Raw genomic sequence first — 19,244 nt, 5'->3', positions numbered from 1 at the left:
ATGCCCAGCGAGAGCGGGGTCACGTCGAGCAGCAGCACGTCCTTGACGTCGCCCTGCAGCACACCGCCCTGAATGGCCGCGCCCAGCGCCACCACTTCGTCCGGGTTGACGCCCTTGTGCGGCTCCTTGCCGAACAGCTGCTTGACCGCTTCCTGCACCTTGGGCATGCGGCTCATGCCGCCCACCAGCACCACTTCGTCGATCTGGCTGGCCGAAACACCGGCGTCCTTCATCGCCTGCTTGCAGGGGTCGATGGTGCGCTGGATCAGGTCTTCCACCAGGCTTTCGAGCTTGGAGCGGCTGAGCTTGAGCGTCAGGTGCTTCGGCCCCGAGGCATCGGCGGTGATGAAGGGCAGGTTGATTTCGGTCTGGGTCGAGCTCGACAGCTCGATCTTGGCCTTTTCGGCAGCTTCCTTCAAACGCTGCAGAGCCAGCTTGTCCGAGCGCAGGTCGATGCCCTGCTCTTTCTTGAACTCGTCGGCCAGGTAGTCGACCAGACGCATGTCGAAGTCTTCACCACCCAGGAAGGTGTCGCCATTGGTGGACTTCACCTCGAACACGCCATCGCCGATCTCGAGGATGGAGATATCGAAGGTACCGCCGCCAAGGTCATAGACCGCGATGGTGCCCGAATTCTTCTTGTCCAGGCCATAGGCAAGCGCGGCCGCAGTCGGCTCGTTGATGATGCGCAGCACATCCAGGCCCGCAATCTTGCCGGCATCCTTGGTCGCCTGGCGCTGGCTGTCATTGAAGTAGGCCGGAACGGTGATCACGGCCTGCGTCACGGTCTCCCCGAGATAGCTCTCGGCGGTTTCCTTCATCTTCTGCAGCACCATGGCCGAAATCTGCGACGGCGAGAACTTGTCGCCATTGGCTTCCACCCAGGCGTCGCCATTGTCGGCCTTGACGATCTTGTAGGGCACCAGGCCCTTGTCCTTCTCGACGGTCTTGTCTTCGAAGCGGCGACCGATCAGGCGCTTGACTGCAAACAGGGTGTTTTCCGGATTGGTCACTGCCTGCCGCTTGGCCGGCTGGCCGACCAGGCGCTCGCCGTCCTTGGAAAAGGCAACCATGGAGGGCGTGGTCCGCGCGCCTTCCGCATTTTCGATGACCTTGGGATTGCTGCCGTCCATCACGGCCACGCAGCTATTGGTGGTACCCAGGTCGATACCGATGACTTTAGCCATTTACTCTGCCTCTCTCTCAGCAAACCCGCCATGGAAGCCCTCTCAATGAAAGCAGCTTCCTGGCCCGAAAAGGGGCCGGGGTCCCTCGTAGGTTTCTATAAATTCCACGCCCCGAATTGGGGCCTCGGGGCGTATATAGGGGGGTGTCATGAACGCTTCAAGCGCGCGGATCGGGGAATTTCCCCAAGATCGGCCGTCCGTCTTGCCCTGGCCATGCAAGTTGGCATAGCTGCATGCCCGATGACAGAGATTACAGCGGCAGTGGAAAACATTAGAAGCGGTCCATGATCACGCCCGGCACCGTGCTGCTGCACGACAATCTCAATCCTGACGGCCAGAACTTGTTGTTCCAGAACCCGCGCGAGGTGCTGGTGGCCCATACGGCCACCGAGGCCCGGCAGGCGCTGGAGCGAATCGCGGGGGCCGGGCAGCAGCGCCTCTGGGCCGCTGGCTATCTGGCCTATGAGCTGGGCCTTGTGTTCGAGGAACGGCTCGCCGGCCTGCTCCCCGAGCGCAGCAACACCCCGCTCATCTGGTTTGGCCTTTACGACGCGCTACAGCGTCTGACCGGCCCCGAAGTCTCAGCGCTCTTCGCGGACGCTCCCGAGGGACGGGCGACGGGCCTCACACCGTCCTGGACGCTCGAACAATACCTGCCCGCCTTCGAGCGGGTGAAGGCGCTGATCGCTGCCGGCGACACCTACCAGGTCAATCTCACCTTGCGCGCCCGCTTCGCTCTTGAGGGTGATCCGCTTGGGCTCTACCGAACGCTGGCGCAAAGCCAGCCCGTCGCCTATGGCGCCTATATCCACGCCGGCGACCACCATGTTCTCTCGCGCTCCCCCGAACTTTTCGTCTCGGGTGAGGGTGACCGGCTGAAGGCCCGGCCGATGAAGGGAACGCTGAAGCGCGGTTTGTCATCGGCCGAGGATCAGGCTGGACGGGCGGCGCTGGCTGCCGACCCCAAGAACCGGGCCGAGAACCTGATGATTGTCGACCTGCTGCGCAACGATCTGGGGCGCATCGCCGAGATTGGCTCGGTCCGGGTGACAGACCTGTTCACGGTCGAGACCTATAGAAGCCTGCATACCATGACCTCGGGGATCGAGGCGCTGAAGCGCCCGGACGTCGGTATCGCCGAGGTGCTCGAGAACCTTTTTCCCTGCGGATCGGTTACTGGAGCGCCCAAAGTCAGGGCCATGGAAATCATCAACGATGTCGAGGCCGCACCGCGCGGGCTCTATACCGGGTCGATCGGTTATGTGGCCCCATCAGGCGATTTCAGCTTCAATGTTGCCATTCGTACGGCGGTGATCGACCGGCATGGCCAGGGCGAGATCGGGGTTGGGGGCGGAATCGTCGCCGATTCGGTAGGCAGCGACGAATATGCGGAGGCCTTGCTCAAATTGTCCTTTCTTGCCGATCCGGCCCCGCCCGTGACCTTGATCGAAACCTTCAAATGGACGCCGGAGGACGGCTATGTTCTGCTCGACCGGCATCTGGACCGGCTGGTCGGTTCGGCGGCCTATTTTGCCCTGCCGGTCACGCGTGAGTCGGCGGGTGCTTATCTTGCCGCCAAAGCGGTGGATTGGACGGGGCCGATGCGAGTACGTCTGACCCTGTCGGATGCCGGGTTGGACCTGAGCGCGGTGCCCCTGCCCCCGACACCGGAAAAATTCCGGTTCGCCATTGCCGAGGAAATCCTGGATTCAGGCAGCCTCTGGCTGGCCCACAAGACCACCAATCGCGCCTTCTACGATGGGCCACGCCAGCGGGCGCATGACCTGCGCGGACTGGATGAGCTGGTCTTTACCAATGAGCGCGGCGAATTGACCGAGGGTAGTTTCACCAATCTCTTCGTCGAGCGGGATGGAAAGCTCTTCACCCCGCCGCTCACCTCCGGCCTCCTGCCCGGTACGCTCCGGGCCGAGCTGATCGCTCAAGGCAAGGCAGAAGAGCGCGTCCTCACCCTTGCCGATCTGCGTGCCGCCGAGGCAATCTGGCTGGGCAATTCCGTGCGCGGCCTCATTCGCGCCGAGTGGGTAGACCGGGAGACGCCGAAAACATGACCATTGCCATCGCTCCAGAAGACGTCCTGATCGTTGTGGATGTGCAGTATGATTTCCTGCCCGGAGGCAATCTGGCAGTGGCCGGCGGCGACGAGATCGTGCCGCTGATCAACAAGCTGGCCACCCGCTTCAGGAACGTGGTGTGCACCCAGGACTGGCACCCGGCGGACCACATCTCCTTTGCCAGCCAGCATCCGGGCAAGGCGCCATTCGAGACGATCGAACTGGACTATGGCACCCAGGTGCTCTGGCCAGATCACTGCGTGTGGCAGACGCGCGGTGCCGAACTGAGCCGCGACCTCGACATTCCCCAGGCCCAGCTGATCATCCGCAAGGGCTACAACCGATCGATCGACAGCTATTCGGGCTTCCAGGAGGCCGATCGCCAGACCCTGACGGGCCTTGCCGGCTATCTCAATGAGCGCGATGTCGGCCGGCTCTATGTCGTCGGCCTGGCCACCGATTTCTGCGTCGCCTGGACGGCGCTGGACGGCGCTGCCGGTGGGTTTGATGTCACGGTAATCGAAGATGCGACGCGGGCCATCAATGCCAATGGCTCGCTGGAACACGCCTGGGCCGACATGGAAGCGGCGGGGGTGAGCCGTATTCAGAGCCGGGATATCCTGGGCTAGATCTTCGCCCCATCCACATTGGTTGTGACGCCGCCCGCTTCGATTCGCCTGATCACCAGCGCATAATCGCTGCGACCATTTGCAAACAGCCGGAACAGGCCATCGCGTCCGGCAAATCCGGCCGGATTGGTCAGCAGGCTCGCCTCATAGGGCGGGGTGGCCAGCGAGAGGGTGTTCACATTGGCCAGGATGGTGGCGGTATAGGCGATGGTGGCCATTTGCGGTGGATTGCCACCAAAACGCGCCGCATAGTCGGCGCGAATGGCATTGAGCCCGGCCTCGTCCACAGCCGGAAAGATTGCCCCGGCCAAGGCAGGGCTGCGCAACAGGGCGGCATCGTTTGCCCAGTCGGCCGAGCCGACCAATTGCACCATGTCGCCAGTGACACCGCCTTGAGCTAGGAGCCCGGCAAAGGTGCCGGCGCTGGCGCGGTCGGGAATGAACAGCGCATCGATCATGCCGCGATCGATCAGCGGCCTGGCCTGATCAACGATCTGCTGCGCTTCGGCGATGTTAGAGAAGGTGTAGACCGCGCTGGGATTGAACCCGGCGGCGATGGCCTGTTGCCGGAAGGCGGTCGCCAGCGCTTCGCCATAGGGTGTCGCCGGAAAGATGCCTGCGGGGCCGCGCCGGCCCTGATCGCGCAGATAGCGCACGGCCCGCTTCATCTCGGTTTCCGGCAAGACGTTGAGCACATAGACCCCGGGACCGGCCACAGCGCTATTATTGGCAAAGCCGATCAGCGGAATGCCTGCCGCCCGCGCCACAGTACCCGCTGCCGTCACCTGCTCGGCCGTCAGTGGACCCAGGATGAGCTTGACCCCCTCGGCCACTGCGGCATTGGCCGCACTGGTGGCGCCGGCGGCGCTGTCGCCGGTGTCGCGCAGCGAAATGGTGATGTTCTCACCGATATTGGGATTGGCCTCGATGAAGGCGATGGCAAGCTTTGATGCATTGGCCAGCGCCTTGCCCAATTGGCTGAGCGCCGCATTGCCCGAGAGCGGCAGGAGCAAGGCGACGCTGACCCGCCCGCGCCCGAACTGTTCTTTCGGCGCGCTGGCGACCGGCAATAGACCACCGCCCTGCCCGCCTTCGCCCCCGGTCCAGGGCAGGGAGAAGCTGCGCGAACCCCATTGCAGCGAGCCGGGCGAGCAGGCAGCCAGGGTCGAGGCCAGCCCGGCCAGGACCATGCGCCGGCCCCATCTCGCCCCTTTCTCCCCTATTTCCATCCGATGCCGCTGCGAATGCTCACAATGTGTTAACAAGGTCGCCCCATATGGTTAACCAATGTTTGAGATGGGCGAGGTCAGTCGATGAGCGGCGAGAGCAGGGACTATTTCATCGCCGGCACGCGATTTGAGGCTCCGCCCCTGGCGCCGGGGCTCTATGTCGTCGCCACGCCGATCGGCAATTTGCGCGACATCACCCTGCGGGCGCTGGAGACCCTGGCAGCGGCGGAACTGGTGTTGTGCGAAGACACGCGCACTTCGGCAAAGCTGCTCGATCACTATGGCATCAAGGCGCGACGCCAGGCCCTGCATGAACACAATGAGCGAGACAAGGCGGACCATATAGCGGCTTTGGTGGCGGGCGGAGCGGCCATTGCGTTGATCTCGGATGCCGGCACGCCGCTGCTGTCCGACCCCGGCTTCCCCCTGATTCGGGCGCTGGCCGAGAAGGACTTGCCGGTCTTTCCCATTCCCGGCGCCTCGGCCCTGTTGTCGGCTTTGGTGGTGGCAGGCCTGCCCACCGACGCCTTTGCCTTTCACGGTTTCCTGCCGCCCAAGGCGGGTGCGCGCACCAATGCCCTGGAAAAACTCAAGGATTCACGTGAAACGCTGGTGTTCTACGAATCGCCCCGGCGCCTCGCCGCGAGCCTTGCCGGCATGGCCGAAGTGCTGGGGGATCGTCCGGCCGTGGTGTCGCTCGAACTGACCAAGCGCTTCGAGCGCACATCTCGCGGCTCGCTATCCGAACTGGCCGGCCAGTTCGGCGCGGGCGAGACGAAAGGCGAAGCGGTGATCGTGGTCGCCGGAGCGGCCGAGCCGAGCGCTCCGGCCGCCGAAGACTGGCAGGCTGCGCTGGCGGACGCCATGGCCGGTCAGCCGCTGCGCGCGGCCGTCGATGAGATCGCAGCGCGCTTCGGCCTCAAGCGCAAGGAAGTCTATGATGCCGCGCTCGCCCGCAAGAACACCCAGTAAGAAGCGGGTCACGGCCGAGCGCCGTGGTCATCGCGGCGAGACGCTGGCGGCGCTGTTCCTGCAGCTGAAACTCTATCGGTTGCGCGACCGGCGCTATAAGACCCCGATGGGCGAGATCGACCTGGTCGTGGAAAAGGCGGGCGCCATCGTCTTTGTCGAGGTCAAGGCCCGCGCCGGGGCCGCCGACGAATTTCTCACCCATGCCGCAATTAATCGTCAGCGGATCACGCGTGCTGCGCATTATTGGCTGGCGCGCCACCCGGCCGAGGCCGGCAAGGATTTCCGTTTCGACGTGATTCTGCTTGCACCCGGGCGCTGGCCACGCCATCTCATCAACGCCTTTCCTGCAGCGTGAGTATTGCCATGTCGCTCAAAGTCGCCGTCCAGATGGACCATGTTTCAACCATCAATCCGACTGGCGATTCCACCTTCGCCATGATGCTGGAAGCCCAGGCGCGCGGGCACCAATTGCTGCACTATACGCCCGACACGCTGTCGCTGCGGGGCGAGGTCGTGTCCGCCTTGGCCCAGCCGATCACGGTGACCGATGCCCCCAAGGGCCAGCATTTCATCCTGGGCGAAGCGGCACGGGTGGATCTCTCCACCCAGGACGTGGTGCTGATGCGCCAGGACCCGCCCTTTGACATGAACTACATCACGCTCACCCATCTGCTCGAGCGCATCCATCCCGATACCCTGGTAGTCAATCCGCCTTCGGCCGTGCGCAACGCCCCGGAAAAAATCCTCGTCACCGAGTTTCCCGATCTGATGCCGCCGACGCTGGTGACGCGCGACAGGGCCGAAATCCACGCCTTCCGCCGCGAGCACGGCAATATCATCGTCAAGCCGCTCTACGGCAATGGCGGGGCCGGCGTGTTCTTTATCCAGGAGGGCGACCATAATCTGGCGAGCCTGCTCGAGCTGTTCGAACAGAATTATCGCGAGCCCTTCATGGTGCAGCGCTACCTGCCCGATGTGCGCCAGGGCGACAAGCGCATCATCATCATCGATGGCGAGCCGGTCATGGGTCTTAACCGCATTCCCGCCGATGGCGAGGCGCGCTCCAATATGCATGTCGGCGGCCGCCCGGAACTGTCTCCGCTGACCGAGCGCGAAAAGGAAATCTGCGCGGCCATTGCCCCGGCGCTGAAGGAGCGCGACATGATCTTTGTCGGCATTGACGTGATCGGCGGCTATCTCACAGAGATCAACGTCACCTCCCCCACCGGCATTCGCGAGATCAAGCGCTTCGGGGGACCCGATATTGCCGTGCTCATCTGGGACGCGATCGAAAAGCGGCGGGGATAGTGGTCGCAACAACCTTTGGAATGGTGTGTTGGCCGCGCACCGTGGAGGGCCGAATGGCCAAGGCGATCACCTACACCAAGCACGCCATGACCGCGATTTCCGAGCGAGGTCTTAGGCTTGACTGGGTTGAACTAGTTGCTCGCCATCCGCAGTGGACTGAGCCTGATCCGATTGATCCCGAGGTCGTGCGCCATTTCGGCATGCTTCCGGAACTCGGCGGTCGCTTCCTGCGTGTTGCCTTGGTGGAAACAGACACGGAATACCGTATAGTATCGACGTTTCTGGACAGGCGAGCGAAGCCAAAATGACCAAGCCAACAGTCAAGTACGACCCTGATGCGGACGCCGCCTATATCCGCTTTTCCGCCGGCGCGGTCGAGGAAAGCGAAGAGGTTTCTCCTGGTATTGTGCTCGACTTCGACAAGGACGGCCATATCGTCGGCATGGAGGTGCTGCAGGCGCGCAAGCAGTTGCCGCCGGACATGCTGGAGCAAGCGGCCTGAATTGCTCTCGCCTCGCAAATACCCTAGTGCTGGGGCCTGAATGGGGACTCCGGCATGAATACCTTTCTTGTTGCATTCGCTACGCTGTTCGCCACCGTCGGCGTGGCCGATATTGCGTTCATTTTTGCCGCCCTGACCAAGGACAACACCCCGGCCCAGCGCCGCATCTTTGCGACCCGCGGCGTGCTGGTAGCTCTGGCGATCCTTCTGTTCTTCGCTGTCCTGGGCAATGCCATCCTGGACCTGTTCGGCATCACCATTCCAGCCTTGCGCACCGCCGGCGGCGTGCTGCTGTTGCTGATCGCCATCGACATGGTCTTCGCGCGACATTCAGGCGGCACCGGCACCACCAGCGAGGAAGAGCTGGAAGCCCGGCAGAGCCAGGATATTTCGGTCTTCCCCCTGGCCATGCCGCTCATGGCGGGGCCCGGCGCCATTTCCGCGGTGATCCTGCTGACAACCGGGGCCAAGAGTGATTTCGAATTCTGGCTGGTTCTGGCTGCCATTGTTGTCATCCTGGCGCTTTGCTGGCTGACGCTTTTGATTGCCATTCCCATTCAGCGCCTTCTGGGCCTGACCGGCCTTTCGGTGGTTTCACGGATTGTCGGCATTCTGCTGGCGGCGCTGGCCGTGCAGTTCGTCTTTGACGGCATCAAGGCCAGTGGATTGCTGGGTGGCTAGGCAGCCCCGCGATTTGTCGAAAATTTTCAGCGTTAACGAAGGTTTAACGCTATTCTTGCCTTCAGACGCCCTGGGGCGCAGAGATGACTGCAGCAATACCTATGGGAGTTATCCATATGCGTTTGGCTGCCGCGCTGACCCTGCTGATCTTCGCCATCATGGCCACCAATGTTGCCGGAACGGGCGCAACCCGGTCCGAATTGCTGAGCCCCATAGCGGTCGATCTTTGAGGTCTATCGCCCGCTATTGACAGGCGCAGAGGACTCTTCGCGCGAGATGCCGACGCCAAAGGCATCGACGCGCCCCACCGGGGCCTCGATCAGCCGTTCCAGCGAGAAGCCCGGCGAACCGGTGGCAGTGCTGCCGGCCGTCAGAAGGTCGCTGGCCCGGTCCGGCACCCGGCCAAGTGGCATCACCGCCCCTGCTACCTCCAACAGGCGAATCTGGCCAAGGCCCTGAAATGGCGGGCGCAGCATGCCGGCCGCATCCGTGCCCTGCAGGGGATCAACGACAGCCACGCTCACCCGGCCGCCGCGATAAAAGGTGCGCATGGTCTGGCTGATATAGAAAGCCAGCTTGTCCGAACCGGCCGAGGAAAAGTGAATGCCGTCATCCTTGCGCATCAGCGCATTCTGCCCGTTCACATCCGGACCATAGGCGGCATACTTGCCCTCGCCATCGGCAAAGCGCTCGAAGATGTCGAGATATTCGGCACCGCCGGAAAAAGCCGCCAGCCTGTGCAGGGAACTGATCTGGTTGATCGCCGCCGAATACTGGCTGCGTGACATGGGCGGCAGGCCCATCCAGATCACCGGTTTGCGCGCCGCGCGCAGCTGGCCCAGAAATTCGTTGAGGCGGGCCTGATATTCCTGCGTCCAACCCTCGCTCAGGGGGGCGAAGGACTGGCCATTGGCGTTGATGTCCTGATTATCGTTGATGCCGATGATCACCACTGCCAGATCGAAGCTGTCCTTGGCGATTTCCTCCCGCAGGGCCGCATTCCAATCAAAATAGTCGTCGCGTACGAAGCCGGATGAGCTTACGCCCTGCCCGATGACGACCAGATTGGGGTCCTCGGCATAGAAGCGTTCCAGCGCCTTGGCCAGATCGATAGCCAGGGAATCGCCGAAGACCGCGAGCCGCGTGGCATCGGTCGCCTTGTCAACTGCCGGCTTGGGGGGCGGCAGGGCGGCGGGCGCCGGTGCAGCCTGGGGGCGTGGCCGCGTCTGCTGAACCTGTGGTGCCGGCTGCGGTTCTTCCCCGAACAACAGGTCGAACAGCGTCCGCCGGCGCGGCTGTTCGTTTTGCGCCACCAGCACCCGGTCATCCGAGACAGGCTGCGCCTGTACCGGCGCGCCCCCGGCGAGCGCCATGACCATCACCATCAGGACCAGGAAAAATCGCATTGCAGGCCTGTTCGAAGCACGTTCATCCGCTTCTATCACCACCGCCGGGGCAAGGCCACGCCGCTCCCCTTCCCGTTACTACAGGGCGTTGGCGAGCGCTTCATGGGCGGCGCGGGTCACAAATCCATCGGCAACCTCGCCGCGCTGGGCCTGGAAGCGGGCATAGGCGGCCTGGCTGATCGGCCCGATCCGCCCGTCGATCACCCCGTCATAATATCCCAGCTGCTTGAGCGCAGCCTGGATGTCCCGGCGCTGGGCGAGATTGGGAAATTGTGTCCCACGTGGCCAGGGCGTGACAAAGGGGCCGCTGCCCTTGAGGCGGTCGGTCAAATGGGCCACCGCCATGGCGTAGCTGTCGGAAAAATTATAGCCCTTGAACACCAGGTAATTGGCGGTCATCAGGAATTTCGGACCATCTTTCCCGGCCGGCACATAAAGAAAGACCGGGGTCGAGAGGTCGGCGAATTGGCGATTGGCGACGCGGACTATGCCGCGCTCGGCAAAGAAGGATATCGGCCGCAACTGCTCGCGGCTGGCCAGCAGATAGTCGAAGCCTGGCGGCACCACGACCTCAAAACCCCAGTCCAGCCCGGGCTGGTAGCCCAAGCGCTTGAGATAGTTTGCGCTGGTCGCCAGGGCATCGGCCAGGGAGGTGTGCAGGTCGACGCGGCCGTCGCCGTCGCCATCGGTGCCGTGCGCCAGAACGTTGGATGGATTGACCTGCAGATGGCCAATGGCGCCGGCCCAGGAGCCGACCGGCGATACGCCGCCATTGGCGGCAGCCAGCTTCAGGGCGGCGACGAAATCGGCCTTGTCCTCGGCAAAACGGCTGCGCCTATGCCAGGCGACGGTGGCCAGGGACCGGACGATGGGCCGGATCAGGCTGTCATTGGAAAGCACGGCGCCATAGTCGGTTTCCATCCCCCAGATGGCGCCCAGCACATAGGGGTCGACGCCATAGGCCTGACCGACAGCGGCAAACAAATCACGGTGCCGCGCCATGGCCGCCTTGCCGCGGTCGATGCGGCCGGTCGAGACGCGATTATCGAGATAGTCCCAAATCGGGGTGGTGAACTCCGGCTGGGTTTCCACCAGGTCGGGAACGCGCGGATCAGGCGTCAGGCCCGTTGTTATGGCGTCATAGAAATCGCCATTGACGCCCGCTGCAACGGCTTCACCGCGAAATCCGCGCAGGAACGCATCGAAGCCTTCGACCGGCTGGGCCAGGGCCGGCACAACCAGCGCCAGCCAGATCACTACCCCCAGCCGATACAGCATGCATGCGCTCCTAGCGATTGCGCGTCATCAGGTGCCGTTCCCAATTATAGGCGGTTTCGACGATTTCGTTGAGATCATCATGCTGCGGCACCCAGCCGAGCATGGTCCGGACCTTTTCGCCCGTCGCGGTGATCGACGCCGGGTCGCCGGCGCGGCGTGGGCCTTCGTCGGCCCGGAAGTGAACGCCCGAGACCTTGCGCACCGTGTCAACGACTTCGCGCACCGAATAGCCCCGACCATAGGCGCAATTGAGCGTGGTGCTCTCGCCCCCGCCGCGCAGATGTTTCAGGAGCAGCGCATGGGCGGCAATGAGGTCGCTGACATGGATATAGTCACGTACGCAGGTGCCGTCCGGGGTCTCATAATCAATGCCAAAGATATCCATCTTCTCGCGCTTGCCCAGGGCGGCCTGGCAGGCAACCTTGATCAGATGGGTGGCCTCGGGGGTGGATTGGCCCGAGCGCTTCTGCGGATCGGCACCGGCCACGTTGAAATAGCGCAACACCCCATAGGTAATCGGATGGGCGGCGGCGACGTCGGCCAGCATCCACTCGGTCATCAGCTTGCTCTTGCCATAGGGGGACATGGGATTGAGCGGGGTTTCCTCCACCACCGGCGCCAGGCCGGTCATGCCGTAGACCGCGGCGGTGGACGAGAAGATGAAATGCTTCACCCCGCCCCTGACGGCCGCCTCGATCAGATTGCGCGAAGTGGCGGTGTTGTTGCCGTAATATTTGAGCGGGTTGGTGACCGATTCGGGCACCACGATGGAGCCGGCGAAATGGATGATTTCGGTAATGCCGTGCTTTTCGATCAGCTCCAGCACGCGGTCGATGTCCCCGGCATTGCCCGGCTCGAAGATGGCGCGGCCATCAATGGCCCAATCGAACCCGGTCACCAGATTGTCGAGCACGACGATTTTCTCTCCGGCATCGGCCAGATTGAGCACCATATGACTGCCGATATAGCCGGCGCCCCCGGTAACCAAGACACTCATTATCGCTAACTCCCGACATCGTAACGCTATTTGGTTGCAACAATATGTGGCAGATGTTGATTTAGCTTTACGTCGCCTATCCCCCGAATGCCACTCAGGAGAGCATCGCGTGTCCAAACGTGTCCGTACAGCCGTGTTTCCCGTCGCCGGTCTTGGAACCCGCTTCCTTCCCGCCACCAAGGCCATGCCCAAGGAAATGCTGACCGTGGTGGATAGGCCGCTGATCCAATATGCGGTCGATGAGGCCCGCGAGGCCGGCATCGAGCACTTCGTGTTCGTCACTGGCCGCAACAAGGGCGTGATCGAGGATCACTTCGACCGGCAGTTCGAGCTGGAGGCCACCCTGGAAAGCCGCGGCAAGACCAAGGCGCTCGAGGAGCTGCAGAAGGACCTGCCCTCGGCCGGCCGCACCAGCTTCACCCGCCAGCAGGAGCCACTGGGCCTCGGCCATGCCGTCTGGTGCGCACGCGATATCGTCGGCGACCAGCCCTTCGCCCTGCTGCTGCCGGACATGATCTTCCAGGCCAAGCCTGGCGTGCTCAAGCAAATGATGGATGCCTATGAAGAGCGGGCCGGCAATATTGTCGGCGTCGAGGAGTGCGCCTGGGAGGACGTTTCCTCCTATGGCGTGGTGGTGCGCGGGGATGGGCCCGATGAAGGTTTCGTCATCAATGGCATGGTCGAAAAACCCAAGCGGGAGGAGGCCCCTTCCAATCTCTTCATCTCCGGCCGCTATATCCTGCAGCCCGAAATCTTCGCGCTGCTGGCTGAGCAGACACGCGGCGCTGGTGGCGAGATCCAGCTGACCGACGCGATGCAGTCGCTGATGGGCCAGCAGCCTTTCACGGGTGTGAAGTACCGCGGCAAGGTCTATGACTGCGGCTCCAAGCTCGGCTTTCTCACCGCCAATGTGGTCTTTGCCCTGGACCGCCCCGATATCCGCCCGGGTTTCATCGAGGAACTGCGCAAGCTCGATCTCGAAGACAAGCTCTAGGCGGCCGCCATCAGCGCCGGATCGTGACCCCGAGGCTGACCGTGTGGCTGTCCAGCACGCCGCTGAGGCTGTTGTCACGATGTGCATAGCCGTAATCGGCTGAAACGGCGGTGTGGGGGCCCAGCTTGTAGTCGGCGCCCATGCCCAGCCCGTGCCGCTTCTCGGTCTCGGTGCTGGCTTCGATCCATGACCGGCCCCATTCGGCCGAGGCCCGCAGGCGCAGCCAGGCATTGACGGTGTAGTCGATCTCGGCAGTGGCCGTATGGGACACCCGGGCGGTGCCGTTCGTGTCGGCGCCGGTGGGCGCGACAGTGGTGGCCAGCGAGGCCTTGAGATTGACCGTGGGATCCGGGGCGAAGCTCACACTGGCATCGTAGAGCTGCGTGGTGATGTCGGACAGTGCAGCATTGTCGAAGTCATGCTGGCCCACACCAACCGACGCACTGGCGGTGAGCAGACCACTCCAGTTCCCAGCGAGGCCGGCGCGCAAGGACCGGCTGGTCGCGTCCGTCTGGACGCCACTGGCAGGGGCCGTGTCGAACCAATCACGACCCAGGCTGGCCTCGCCAAAAACCTCGATGATCGGTGTTGCCTGGAAGCCCAGGCGCAGGGCGGCATCGGCCTCCCAGACATTCTGGCTGGAATTGTCCGTCACCCCGGTATCGGATCGCGTGGTAGGGCCATAGATGCTGCGTTTGAGATCGCCGGAAAGGCCCAGATTGAAATGGCCGAACCGCCGCTCAATTTCTGCGCCCATACCGCCCGTAACCTCCAGGGGCGGCGTGATGATGAGCGGATTGAGCCCAGGTGTAGAGGACAAATCGCGCGCCAGCCCGAGTTGGGCCGAGGCCCCCAGCGTGGTGTCGCGATCAAGCCGCGTGGTGGTCCGAAGATCGAGATCGAGGGCGGTCGCTCCAAGCGTGCCGTCATCGTCACGCACCAGCTCTGCCGTCCCGTCCAGCGTGATATCGGTCCTCACGCCCTGATGCGTGGCGGTGACGCCGGGGGTCAGCCTGGTGACAAAGCTCTGTCCGGTGGTGGCGGTGGTATAGCTGCCCTTGAGGCCGACGGACCAATCGATCTCAAAGGGGGGGTGACCCGGCTCCGGCGGCACCGCGAAGCCATCGGGAACCGGCGCGGCCGGATAGAGGCCCGGCGTCAGCCGTTCATTGGCCAGCGCTGACTCGTCGATGACGAGCGGATCGGCCAGGACCGCGCCAGCCAGGGCCGTGCCTGCCAGCATCGCTCCCAGCACTGTCCGAATTGTCCGGGCCAAATCCCGCTCCGCCGATCATGCCGGCAGACATGCGAAAGCCGGCGCAGCCCCATGGGCCGGGTGCCAATCCTTGCAGCTTATGGTTAATGAAAGCTTGAGGAAGTCCGTGCAGACCTTGCGCCACAAGGATTTAGCACCGGCTGGATGCTCTAGACAGGCTCGATGCGCAGGACGGGTCCCTCCGCCCCGACAATGCGCACCCGCTGCCCGGCAGGCAGATCCGGGCCGCGCACCCGCCAAGTGGTGTCGCCAATGGTCAGGCGGCCAAATCCATCCACGATCGGATGATCCAGCACCACCTCGCGGCCGATGAAATGCTCGGTGCGCTCATTGAGCAAGGGTCGGTCGGTTTGGGTGGCACGGTTACGCGTGAACCTGACCCAGAGCAGAATCGAGACCAGCGACAGCACGCCAAACACCAGCCATTGCACCGGCCAGGCGAGCGGCTGGAACAGGGTGATGAGACCGGTGAGAATGCCAGCGATGCCCATCCACAAAAGGAACCCGCCGGGCAAGACCAGTTCGAGCGCCAGCAGCACCAGCCCGGCGACGATCCAGCTCCAGGGACCGTTCTCGACCAGGAAATTGACGATCTGCATGGATTTGCTCCGTCAGCCCTGGCCGGATGTGCTGCTGGGCGGCCGGCCGGAGCGGGCCGGGGCCGGCCTGTCGGTGCCGAAGGTTTCCTTGGCGATCTCGGCGATGCCGCCAATGGCGCCGATAACGCTGGAGGCTTCCACTGGAAGCATCAGCAGTTTCTGGTTGGGCGCCGTCGCCACCTTCTCCAGCGCCTTGATGTAGTTGTTCGCGACAAAGTAATTGATCGCCTGCACATTGCCCGCTGCAATCGCCTCGGACACCAATTGGGTGGCCTTGGCTTCGGCCTCGGCGGCGCGCTCGCGAGCCTCGGCATCGCGGAACGCCGCTTCGCGGCGGCCCTCGGCCTCAAGCACCTGCGCCTGTTTTTCGCCCTCTGCCTTGAGAATGGCAGCCTGCCGGCGCCCTTCGGCTTCCAGAATGGTGGCGCGCTTCTCACGTTCGGCCTTCATTTGCCGGCCCATGGATTCGACCAGGTCCTTGGGTGGATCGATATCCTTGATCTCGATCCGGGTGATCTTGACGCCCCAGGGCGATACGGCGGTATCGACCACGCGCAGCACGCGGTCATTGATCTCGTCGCGATGGCTCAAAAGCTCATCGAGATCCATGGAGCCCATGACGGAACGGATATTGGTCATGGTCAGGTTGAGAATGGCGTTTTCCAGATGGGTCACCTCGTAGGCGGCCGAGGCGGCATCAAGCACCTGGTAGAAGGTGACGCCATTGGCGGTGACCGTGGCATTGTCGCGGGTGATGACCTCCTGGTGCGGCACGTCCAGCACCTGCTCCATTACGTTCATCTTCTTGCCGATCGTGTCGATGAACGGCACGATGAGGTTGAGGCCGGGTTTCAGCGTACGCGTATATTTGCCGAACCGCTCGATGGTGAAATTGTAGCCCTGCGGGACCGTCTTGGCGCCGGCGAACAGCACCAGCACGAACAAAACCCCCAGCCCGATCAGGGTCACGCTGAGGCCATCGAGCCCCAACTCATTGAAAAAGCCCATTGACGCCGCCCTCCAGTGCTGTCTCGCGCCGCAACTTTATGCGGCGGCTTGGCGCTTGGATAGCGACAAAATTGCCAGGTTATTTGGCCGGCAGGCACCGCCCGCTGGCCTGCAGCGCCGCAATCGCGCGCGGATCGCAGCCGGTATGGAGGAACATCAACCAGTCTTCGGTCGAACCATAGAACACATTGCGGTCGACCTCGCCGCGCACGCCCGGCACCACCCCGGTCTGGGTATATTGCCAGAAGGTCCAGGGCCGGTTCTGGTAGCGCTCATGGGGCTCTGCCGCGGTCGAGCGCAGCCAGAACGCATTGGGGAAATATTCACCCGCCAGAATGTCCCGATGGAAATTCATATCGGTATAGATGATCGGCAGCCTGCCGGTATGGCGCTCCATCACGTCCAGCATCAGGCGGATCTTTTCCAGCGCATCGGCCTTGTTCGGCTTGGTCTTGCAGCTCGAATGGTTGTTCCACTCCAGGTCAAGCACTGGCGGCAGGGCGCTGGGGTCGTAGGGCACGTTCTGGGTGAACCAGGCGGCCTGTTCCGAGGCCAGCGAGCACCAGGTCATGAAATGATAGGCCCCGCGCGGCATCCCGGCTTCACGCGCCCGCTCCCAATTTACCCGGAAATTGGGGTCGACATAGTCCTTGCCCTCGGTCGCCTTCATGAAGACGAAATGTGTGCCCGCAGCCCGGGCGCGCGCGAAATCGACATTCTCCTGATAGCGCGCCACGTCGATCCCCTGGATCGGCATGCCCCGCGCGCGGTCGACACCGGAATGGGGCCGATTATCGCCAGGAATGGCGCTATAGAGCCCGCCCATGCTGCCACAGGCGGCCAAGGCCACCACGGCAAGGCTCAGAACGGCGCCGCGAAACGCGGCGGAGACGGAGCGACGGATAGTCAGGGACATGACGGAAAACACTCAAACGCAACAAGAAAACGCTGTCCTTTGATTCAACATGGCCCGGTTAATGGAGTTTTAGGGTAACCATTGTGGCAGCGTGCATGGTTAACAGGCCATCTTTCGTTCGCTCTTCGTTCTTGCTGGTGCCAATGTGATCTGCTAGCGTGCCGTCGGCAATTGGGGGCAGCGCCGATGGTCACGCGCGTGACGACTGTAGCGTTTCAAGGCATCGAAGCGGTGCCCGTGGATGTGCAGGCCCAGATTGCCCCCGGCTTTCCCAACCTCGTGCTGGTCGGTCTGCCGGACAAGGCGGTGCGCGAGAGCGGCGAGCGGGTGCGGGCGGCGCTGACGGCGACAGGGCTGGGTCTGCCTCCCAAGCGCATTACCATCAACCTGGCTCCGGCCGACCTGCCCAAGGAAGGCAGCCATTACGATCTGCCCATTGCGCTGGCCCTGATGGGAGCGCTCGGCGCCATTCCGCAGGATGCCCTGGATGGTTTCATGGCGCTGGGCGAATTGGGGCTTGATGGCCGGCTCGCCCATGTGGGCGGCATTCTACCGGCAGCCATGGCCGCCAGCGCCAAGGGGATGGGGATCATTTGCCCAAAAATCTCGGGTCCGGAGGCCGCCTGGGCGGGCGAGGAGATCGATATCATCGCTGCCGACAGCCTGATCGCCCTGGTCAACCACCTGACCGGTCATCAGCTGCAGGCAAGGCCGCAGCCGGGCCGCCATCTGGCCGCCCCCGGTGCCTTGCCCGATCTCATCGACGTTCGCGGCCAGGCCGTAGCGCGTCGCGCCCTGGAAGTGGCGGCCGCTGGCGGACACAACATGCTCATGGTCGGCCCGCCCGGGGCAGGCAAGTCCATGCTGGCCGCCCGCCTGCCCTCCATATTGCCGCCGCTCTCGGCACGCGAGCTGCTCGACATTTCCATGATCCAGTCCATTGCCGGTGAACTGGCTGGCGGCGTGCTCTCGGATCGCCGGCCCTTTCGGGCCCCGCATCATTCGGCATCCATGGCGGCATTGGTGGGCGGCGGCCTCAAGGTGCGACCCGGAGAGGCGAGCCTGGCGCATAATGGGGTGCTGTTTCTTGATGAACTGCCCGAATTTGCGCCCAATGTGCTCGACAGCCTGCGCCAGCCGCTTGAAAGCGGTGAAACCGTCATCGCGCGTGCCAATGCCAGGGTGTCCTACCCCAGCCGCTTCCAGCTGATCGCGGCCATGAACCCGTGTAAATGCGGCATGGCCGGCACGCCGGGCCATAGCTGCAAGCGCGGTCCCGCCTGCGCCAGCGATTATCAGGCGCGGGTGTCCGGGCCTTTCCTGGATCGCATCGACATTCGCGTCGATGTTCTGGCGGTTTCCGCCGCCGACATGATCGTGCCCACGGCGCCCGCAGAAAGCTCCGCCGACGTGGCCAGGCGGGTGGCGGCAGCGCGGCAACGCCAGCAGGAGCGCTATGCCGAGGCCGGGCACCCGCAGGTGCTGACCAATGCGGCAGCGCCCTCGGCCTTGATCGAAAAGCTGGTGGCGCCGGATCGCGAAAGTCAGTCCTTGCTGCTGCAGGCGGCGGAACGCTTCAATCTTTCGGCCCGCGCCTATCATCGGGTGCTCAAGGTGGCGCGCACCCTTGCCGATCTGGCGGGCTCCGATAAGGTCGCGCGTCCCCATATTGCTGAGGCCCTGAGCTATCGGCTCAATTTCGGCGCTACATGACGGCTGTTTGGAACCACTCATGAAACACCGCATCTCCGCTGGCGTCCTGGCGCTGCGCAATAGTTCCATCCTGTTGGTGCGCCACCTTCGCCCCGGCATCCATGATTTCTGGGCGGGTCCCGGCGGTGGTGTGGAAGGTGGGGAGGAACTGCATGAAGCGGCCGAGCGCGAGGCGTTCGAAGAGGCGGGCGTCAGGGTCAAGATGCGGGCCATGGCCTATATTGACGAATTGATTGACCAGTCGGGCCGGATGGTGAAATTCTGGTTCCTGGCGGACTATGAATCCGGCGAGATCGATGTGTCGGCCAATCCTGCAGAAGGCGAATCGATCAGCGAAGCCGGCTGGTATACCCGCGACGCGCTGCCGCCGGGTCATGTCTTTCCCGAAATACTGCGCGATCGCTTTTGGGCAGATTTGCAGTCTGGCTTTCCGGCACCGATCAAGCTGCCGCTCAGGCAGTCGATCTTCTGAGGCTT

Annotated in this window: 20 protein-coding genes; 11 read left to right on the top strand and 9 right to left on the bottom strand. The window is 63.3% G+C overall.

The features are described from left to right. Positions 1 to 1,187: molecular chaperone DnaK (gene dnaK, locus QZ564_RS06620; RefSeq protein WP_297106630.1), on the bottom strand; the 1,187-nt coding region annotated here is incomplete at its 3' end. A 284-nt stretch (positions 1,188 to 1,471) separates the two neighbouring features. Here dnaK and pabB point away from each other — a divergent pair. Beyond that, positions 1,472 to 3,256 (top strand): aminodeoxychorismate synthase component I, encoded by a 1,785-nt coding sequence (pabB, locus tag QZ564_RS06615; protein WP_297106621.1) that lies wholly within the window; start codon positions 1,472 to 1,474, stop codon positions 3,254 to 3,256. Then, positions 3,253 to 3,888 (top strand): bifunctional nicotinamidase/pyrazinamidase, encoded by a 636-nt coding sequence (gene pncA, locus QZ564_RS06610; RefSeq protein WP_297106619.1) that lies wholly within the window; start codon positions 3,253 to 3,255, stop codon positions 3,886 to 3,888. The genes pabB and pncA overlap by 4 nt, the downstream gene beginning before the upstream one ends. Here the strand turns inward: pncA and QZ564_RS06605 are convergent. Then, the gene (locus tag QZ564_RS06605) at positions 3,885 to 5,078 is read right to left on the bottom strand and encodes a penicillin-binding protein activator (protein ID WP_297106616.1); all 1,194 of its coding nucleotides are present in this window, start codon (positions 5,076 to 5,078) and stop codon (positions 3,885 to 3,887) included. The two genes, pncA and QZ564_RS06605, sit on opposite strands and share 4 nt — an antisense overlap. A 123-nt stretch (positions 5,079 to 5,201) precedes the next feature. Here QZ564_RS06605 and rsmI point away from each other — a divergent pair, with 123 nt between their 5' ends. From rsmI to QZ564_RS06575, 6 genes are read left to right on the top strand one after another with little or no spacing between them, the layout of a single operon-like run. Then, entirely contained in the window at positions 5,202 to 6,089 is an 888-nt protein-coding gene (rsmI, locus tag QZ564_RS06600) for a 16S rRNA (cytidine(1402)-2'-O)-methyltransferase (protein WP_297106613.1), read from the top strand. Next, positions 6,058 to 6,444 (top strand): YraN family protein, encoded by a 387-nt coding sequence (locus QZ564_RS06595; RefSeq protein WP_297106610.1) that lies wholly within the window; start codon positions 6,058 to 6,060, stop codon positions 6,442 to 6,444. The genes rsmI and QZ564_RS06595 overlap by 32 nt, the downstream gene beginning before the upstream one ends. 8 nt (positions 6,445 to 6,452) lie before the next feature. After that, positions 6,453 to 7,397, top strand: a complete 945-nt coding sequence (gene gshB, locus QZ564_RS06590) for a glutathione synthase (protein WP_297106607.1) — start codon at positions 6,453 to 6,455, stop codon at positions 7,395 to 7,397. Positions 7,398 to 7,450: 53 nt separating this feature from the next. After that, a complete protein-coding gene (locus tag QZ564_RS06585; protein WP_297106604.1) occupies positions 7,451 to 7,705 on the top strand; it encodes a DUF4258 domain-containing protein in 255 nt (84 codons plus the stop codon). Then, on the top strand, positions 7,702 to 7,899 hold the full coding sequence (locus QZ564_RS06580) for a DUF2283 domain-containing protein (protein ID WP_297106600.1): 198 nt from the start codon (positions 7,702 to 7,704) through the stop codon (positions 7,897 to 7,899). The genes QZ564_RS06585 and QZ564_RS06580 overlap by 4 nt, the downstream gene beginning before the upstream one ends. Before the next feature lie 54 nt (positions 7,900 to 7,953). Next, the gene (locus QZ564_RS06575) at positions 7,954 to 8,580 is read left to right on the top strand and encodes a MarC family protein (RefSeq protein WP_297106597.1); all 627 of its coding nucleotides are present in this window, start codon (positions 7,954 to 7,956) and stop codon (positions 8,578 to 8,580) included. A 233-nt stretch (positions 8,581 to 8,813) separates the two neighbouring features. Here the strand turns inward: QZ564_RS06575 and QZ564_RS06570 are convergent, their stop codons facing one another. From QZ564_RS06570 to galE, 3 genes are all read right to left on the bottom strand, one after another. After that, positions 8,814 to 9,986 (bottom strand): DUF459 domain-containing protein, encoded by a 1,173-nt coding sequence (locus QZ564_RS06570; protein WP_297106594.1) that lies wholly within the window; start codon positions 9,984 to 9,986, stop codon positions 8,814 to 8,816. Between the two features lie 78 nt (positions 9,987 to 10,064). Then, positions 10,065 to 11,264 (bottom strand): lytic murein transglycosylase, encoded by a 1,200-nt coding sequence (locus QZ564_RS06565; RefSeq protein ID WP_297106591.1) that lies wholly within the window; start codon positions 11,262 to 11,264, stop codon positions 10,065 to 10,067. A 10-nt stretch (positions 11,265 to 11,274) separates the two neighbouring features. After that, positions 11,275 to 12,261 carry a UDP-glucose 4-epimerase GalE gene (gene galE, locus QZ564_RS06560; RefSeq protein ID WP_297106587.1) on the bottom strand — a complete coding sequence of 329 codons (987 nt, stop codon included), beginning with the start codon at positions 12,259 to 12,261 and terminating at the stop codon, positions 11,275 to 11,277. Between the two features lie 109 nt (positions 12,262 to 12,370). Between galE and galU the strand changes: the two genes are divergently transcribed. After that, positions 12,371 to 13,255, top strand: a complete 885-nt coding sequence (gene galU / locus QZ564_RS06555) for a UTP--glucose-1-phosphate uridylyltransferase GalU (RefSeq protein ID WP_297106584.1) — start codon at positions 12,371 to 12,373, stop codon at positions 13,253 to 13,255. Between the two features lie 10 nt (positions 13,256 to 13,265). Here the strand turns inward: galU and QZ564_RS06550 are convergent, their stop codons facing one another. From QZ564_RS06550 to QZ564_RS06535, 4 genes are all read right to left on the bottom strand, one after another. Then, on the bottom strand, positions 13,266 to 14,531 hold the full coding sequence (locus QZ564_RS06550) for an outer membrane beta-barrel protein (RefSeq protein ID WP_297106581.1): 1,266 nt from the start codon (positions 14,529 to 14,531) through the stop codon (positions 13,266 to 13,268). A 149-nt stretch (positions 14,532 to 14,680) separates the two neighbouring features. Continuing rightward, entirely contained in the window at positions 14,681 to 15,130 is a 450-nt protein-coding gene (locus QZ564_RS06545; RefSeq protein ID WP_297106578.1) for an NfeD family protein, read from the bottom strand. Positions 15,131 to 15,142: 12 nt separating this feature from the next. Continuing rightward, complete coding sequence (locus tag QZ564_RS06540) at positions 15,143 to 16,138, bottom strand: SPFH domain-containing protein (protein ID WP_297106575.1); 996 nt, start codon at positions 16,136 to 16,138, stop codon at positions 15,143 to 15,145. Positions 16,139 to 16,217: 79 nt separating this feature from the next. Continuing rightward, entirely contained in the window at positions 16,218 to 17,054 is an 837-nt protein-coding gene (locus tag QZ564_RS06535; RefSeq protein ID WP_297106572.1) for a GH25 family lysozyme, read from the bottom strand. A 186-nt stretch (positions 17,055 to 17,240) separates the two neighbouring features. Here QZ564_RS06535 and QZ564_RS06530 point away from each other — a divergent pair, with 186 nt between their 5' ends. After that, positions 17,241 to 18,767, top strand: a complete 1,527-nt coding sequence (locus QZ564_RS06530) for a YifB family Mg chelatase-like AAA ATPase (RefSeq protein WP_297106569.1) — start codon at positions 17,241 to 17,243, stop codon at positions 18,765 to 18,767. A 19-nt stretch (positions 18,768 to 18,786) separates the two neighbouring features. Further along, positions 18,787 to 19,239 carry an NUDIX domain-containing protein gene (locus tag QZ564_RS06525; RefSeq protein ID WP_297106566.1) on the top strand — a complete coding sequence of 151 codons (453 nt, stop codon included), beginning with the start codon at positions 18,787 to 18,789 and terminating at the stop codon, positions 19,237 to 19,239. Positions 19,240 to 19,244 lie beyond the last annotated feature (5 nt).

Source organism: uncultured Devosia sp. (assembly GCF_913055165.1).
In the GTDB taxonomy this organism is placed as follows: Bacteria; Pseudomonadota; Alphaproteobacteria; order Rhizobiales; family Devosiaceae; genus Devosia.
This window is presented reverse-complemented; position numbering and strand designations above follow the sequence as displayed.

Bases quoted from the DNA above. Each gene is read 5' to 3' on its own strand.
- pabB (WP_297106621.1), top strand. From the start codon at position 1,472: ATGATCACGCCCGGCACCGTGCTGCTGCACGACAATCTCAATCCTGAC.
- pncA (WP_297106619.1), top strand. From the start codon at position 3,253: ATGACCATTGCCATCGCTCCAGAAGACGTCCTGATCGTTGTGGATGTG.
- QZ564_RS06605 (WP_297106616.1), bottom strand. From the start codon at position 5,078: ATGGTCCTGGCCGGGCTGGCCTCGACCCTGGCTGCCTGCTCGCCCGGC.
- rsmI (WP_297106613.1), top strand. From the start codon at position 5,202: ATGAGCGGCGAGAGCAGGGACTATTTCATCGCCGGCACGCGATTTGAG.
- QZ564_RS06595 (WP_297106610.1), top strand. From the start codon at position 6,058: ATGCCGCGCTCGCCCGCAAGAACACCCAGTAAGAAGCGGGTCACGGCC.
- gshB (WP_297106607.1), top strand. From the start codon at position 6,453: ATGTCGCTCAAAGTCGCCGTCCAGATGGACCATGTTTCAACCATCAAT.
- QZ564_RS06585 (WP_297106604.1), top strand. From the start codon at position 7,451: ATGGCCAAGGCGATCACCTACACCAAGCACGCCATGACCGCGATTTCC.
- QZ564_RS06580 (WP_297106600.1), top strand. From the start codon at position 7,702: ATGACCAAGCCAACAGTCAAGTACGACCCTGATGCGGACGCCGCCTAT.
- QZ564_RS06575 (WP_297106597.1), top strand. From the start codon at position 7,954: ATGAATACCTTTCTTGTTGCATTCGCTACGCTGTTCGCCACCGTCGGC.
- QZ564_RS06570 (WP_297106594.1), bottom strand. From the start codon at position 9,986: ATGCGATTTTTCCTGGTCCTGATGGTGATGGTCATGGCGCTCGCCGGG.
- QZ564_RS06565 (WP_297106591.1), bottom strand. From the start codon at position 11,264: ATGCTGTATCGGCTGGGGGTAGTGATCTGGCTGGCGCTGGTTGTGCCG.
- galE (WP_297106587.1), bottom strand. From the start codon at position 12,261: ATGAGTGTCTTGGTTACCGGGGGCGCCGGCTATATCGGCAGTCATATG.
- QZ564_RS06545 (WP_297106578.1), bottom strand. From the start codon at position 15,130: ATGCAGATCGTCAATTTCCTGGTCGAGAACGGTCCCTGGAGCTGGATC.
- QZ564_RS06540 (WP_297106575.1), bottom strand. From the start codon at position 16,138: ATGGGCTTTTTCAATGAGTTGGGGCTCGATGGCCTCAGCGTGACCCTG.
- QZ564_RS06535 (WP_297106572.1), bottom strand. From the start codon at position 17,054: ATGTCCCTGACTATCCGTCGCTCCGTCTCCGCCGCGTTTCGCGGCGCC.
- QZ564_RS06530 (WP_297106569.1), top strand. From the start codon at position 17,241: ATGGTCACGCGCGTGACGACTGTAGCGTTTCAAGGCATCGAAGCGGTG.
- QZ564_RS06525 (WP_297106566.1), top strand. From the start codon at position 18,787: ATGAAACACCGCATCTCCGCTGGCGTCCTGGCGCTGCGCAATAGTTCC.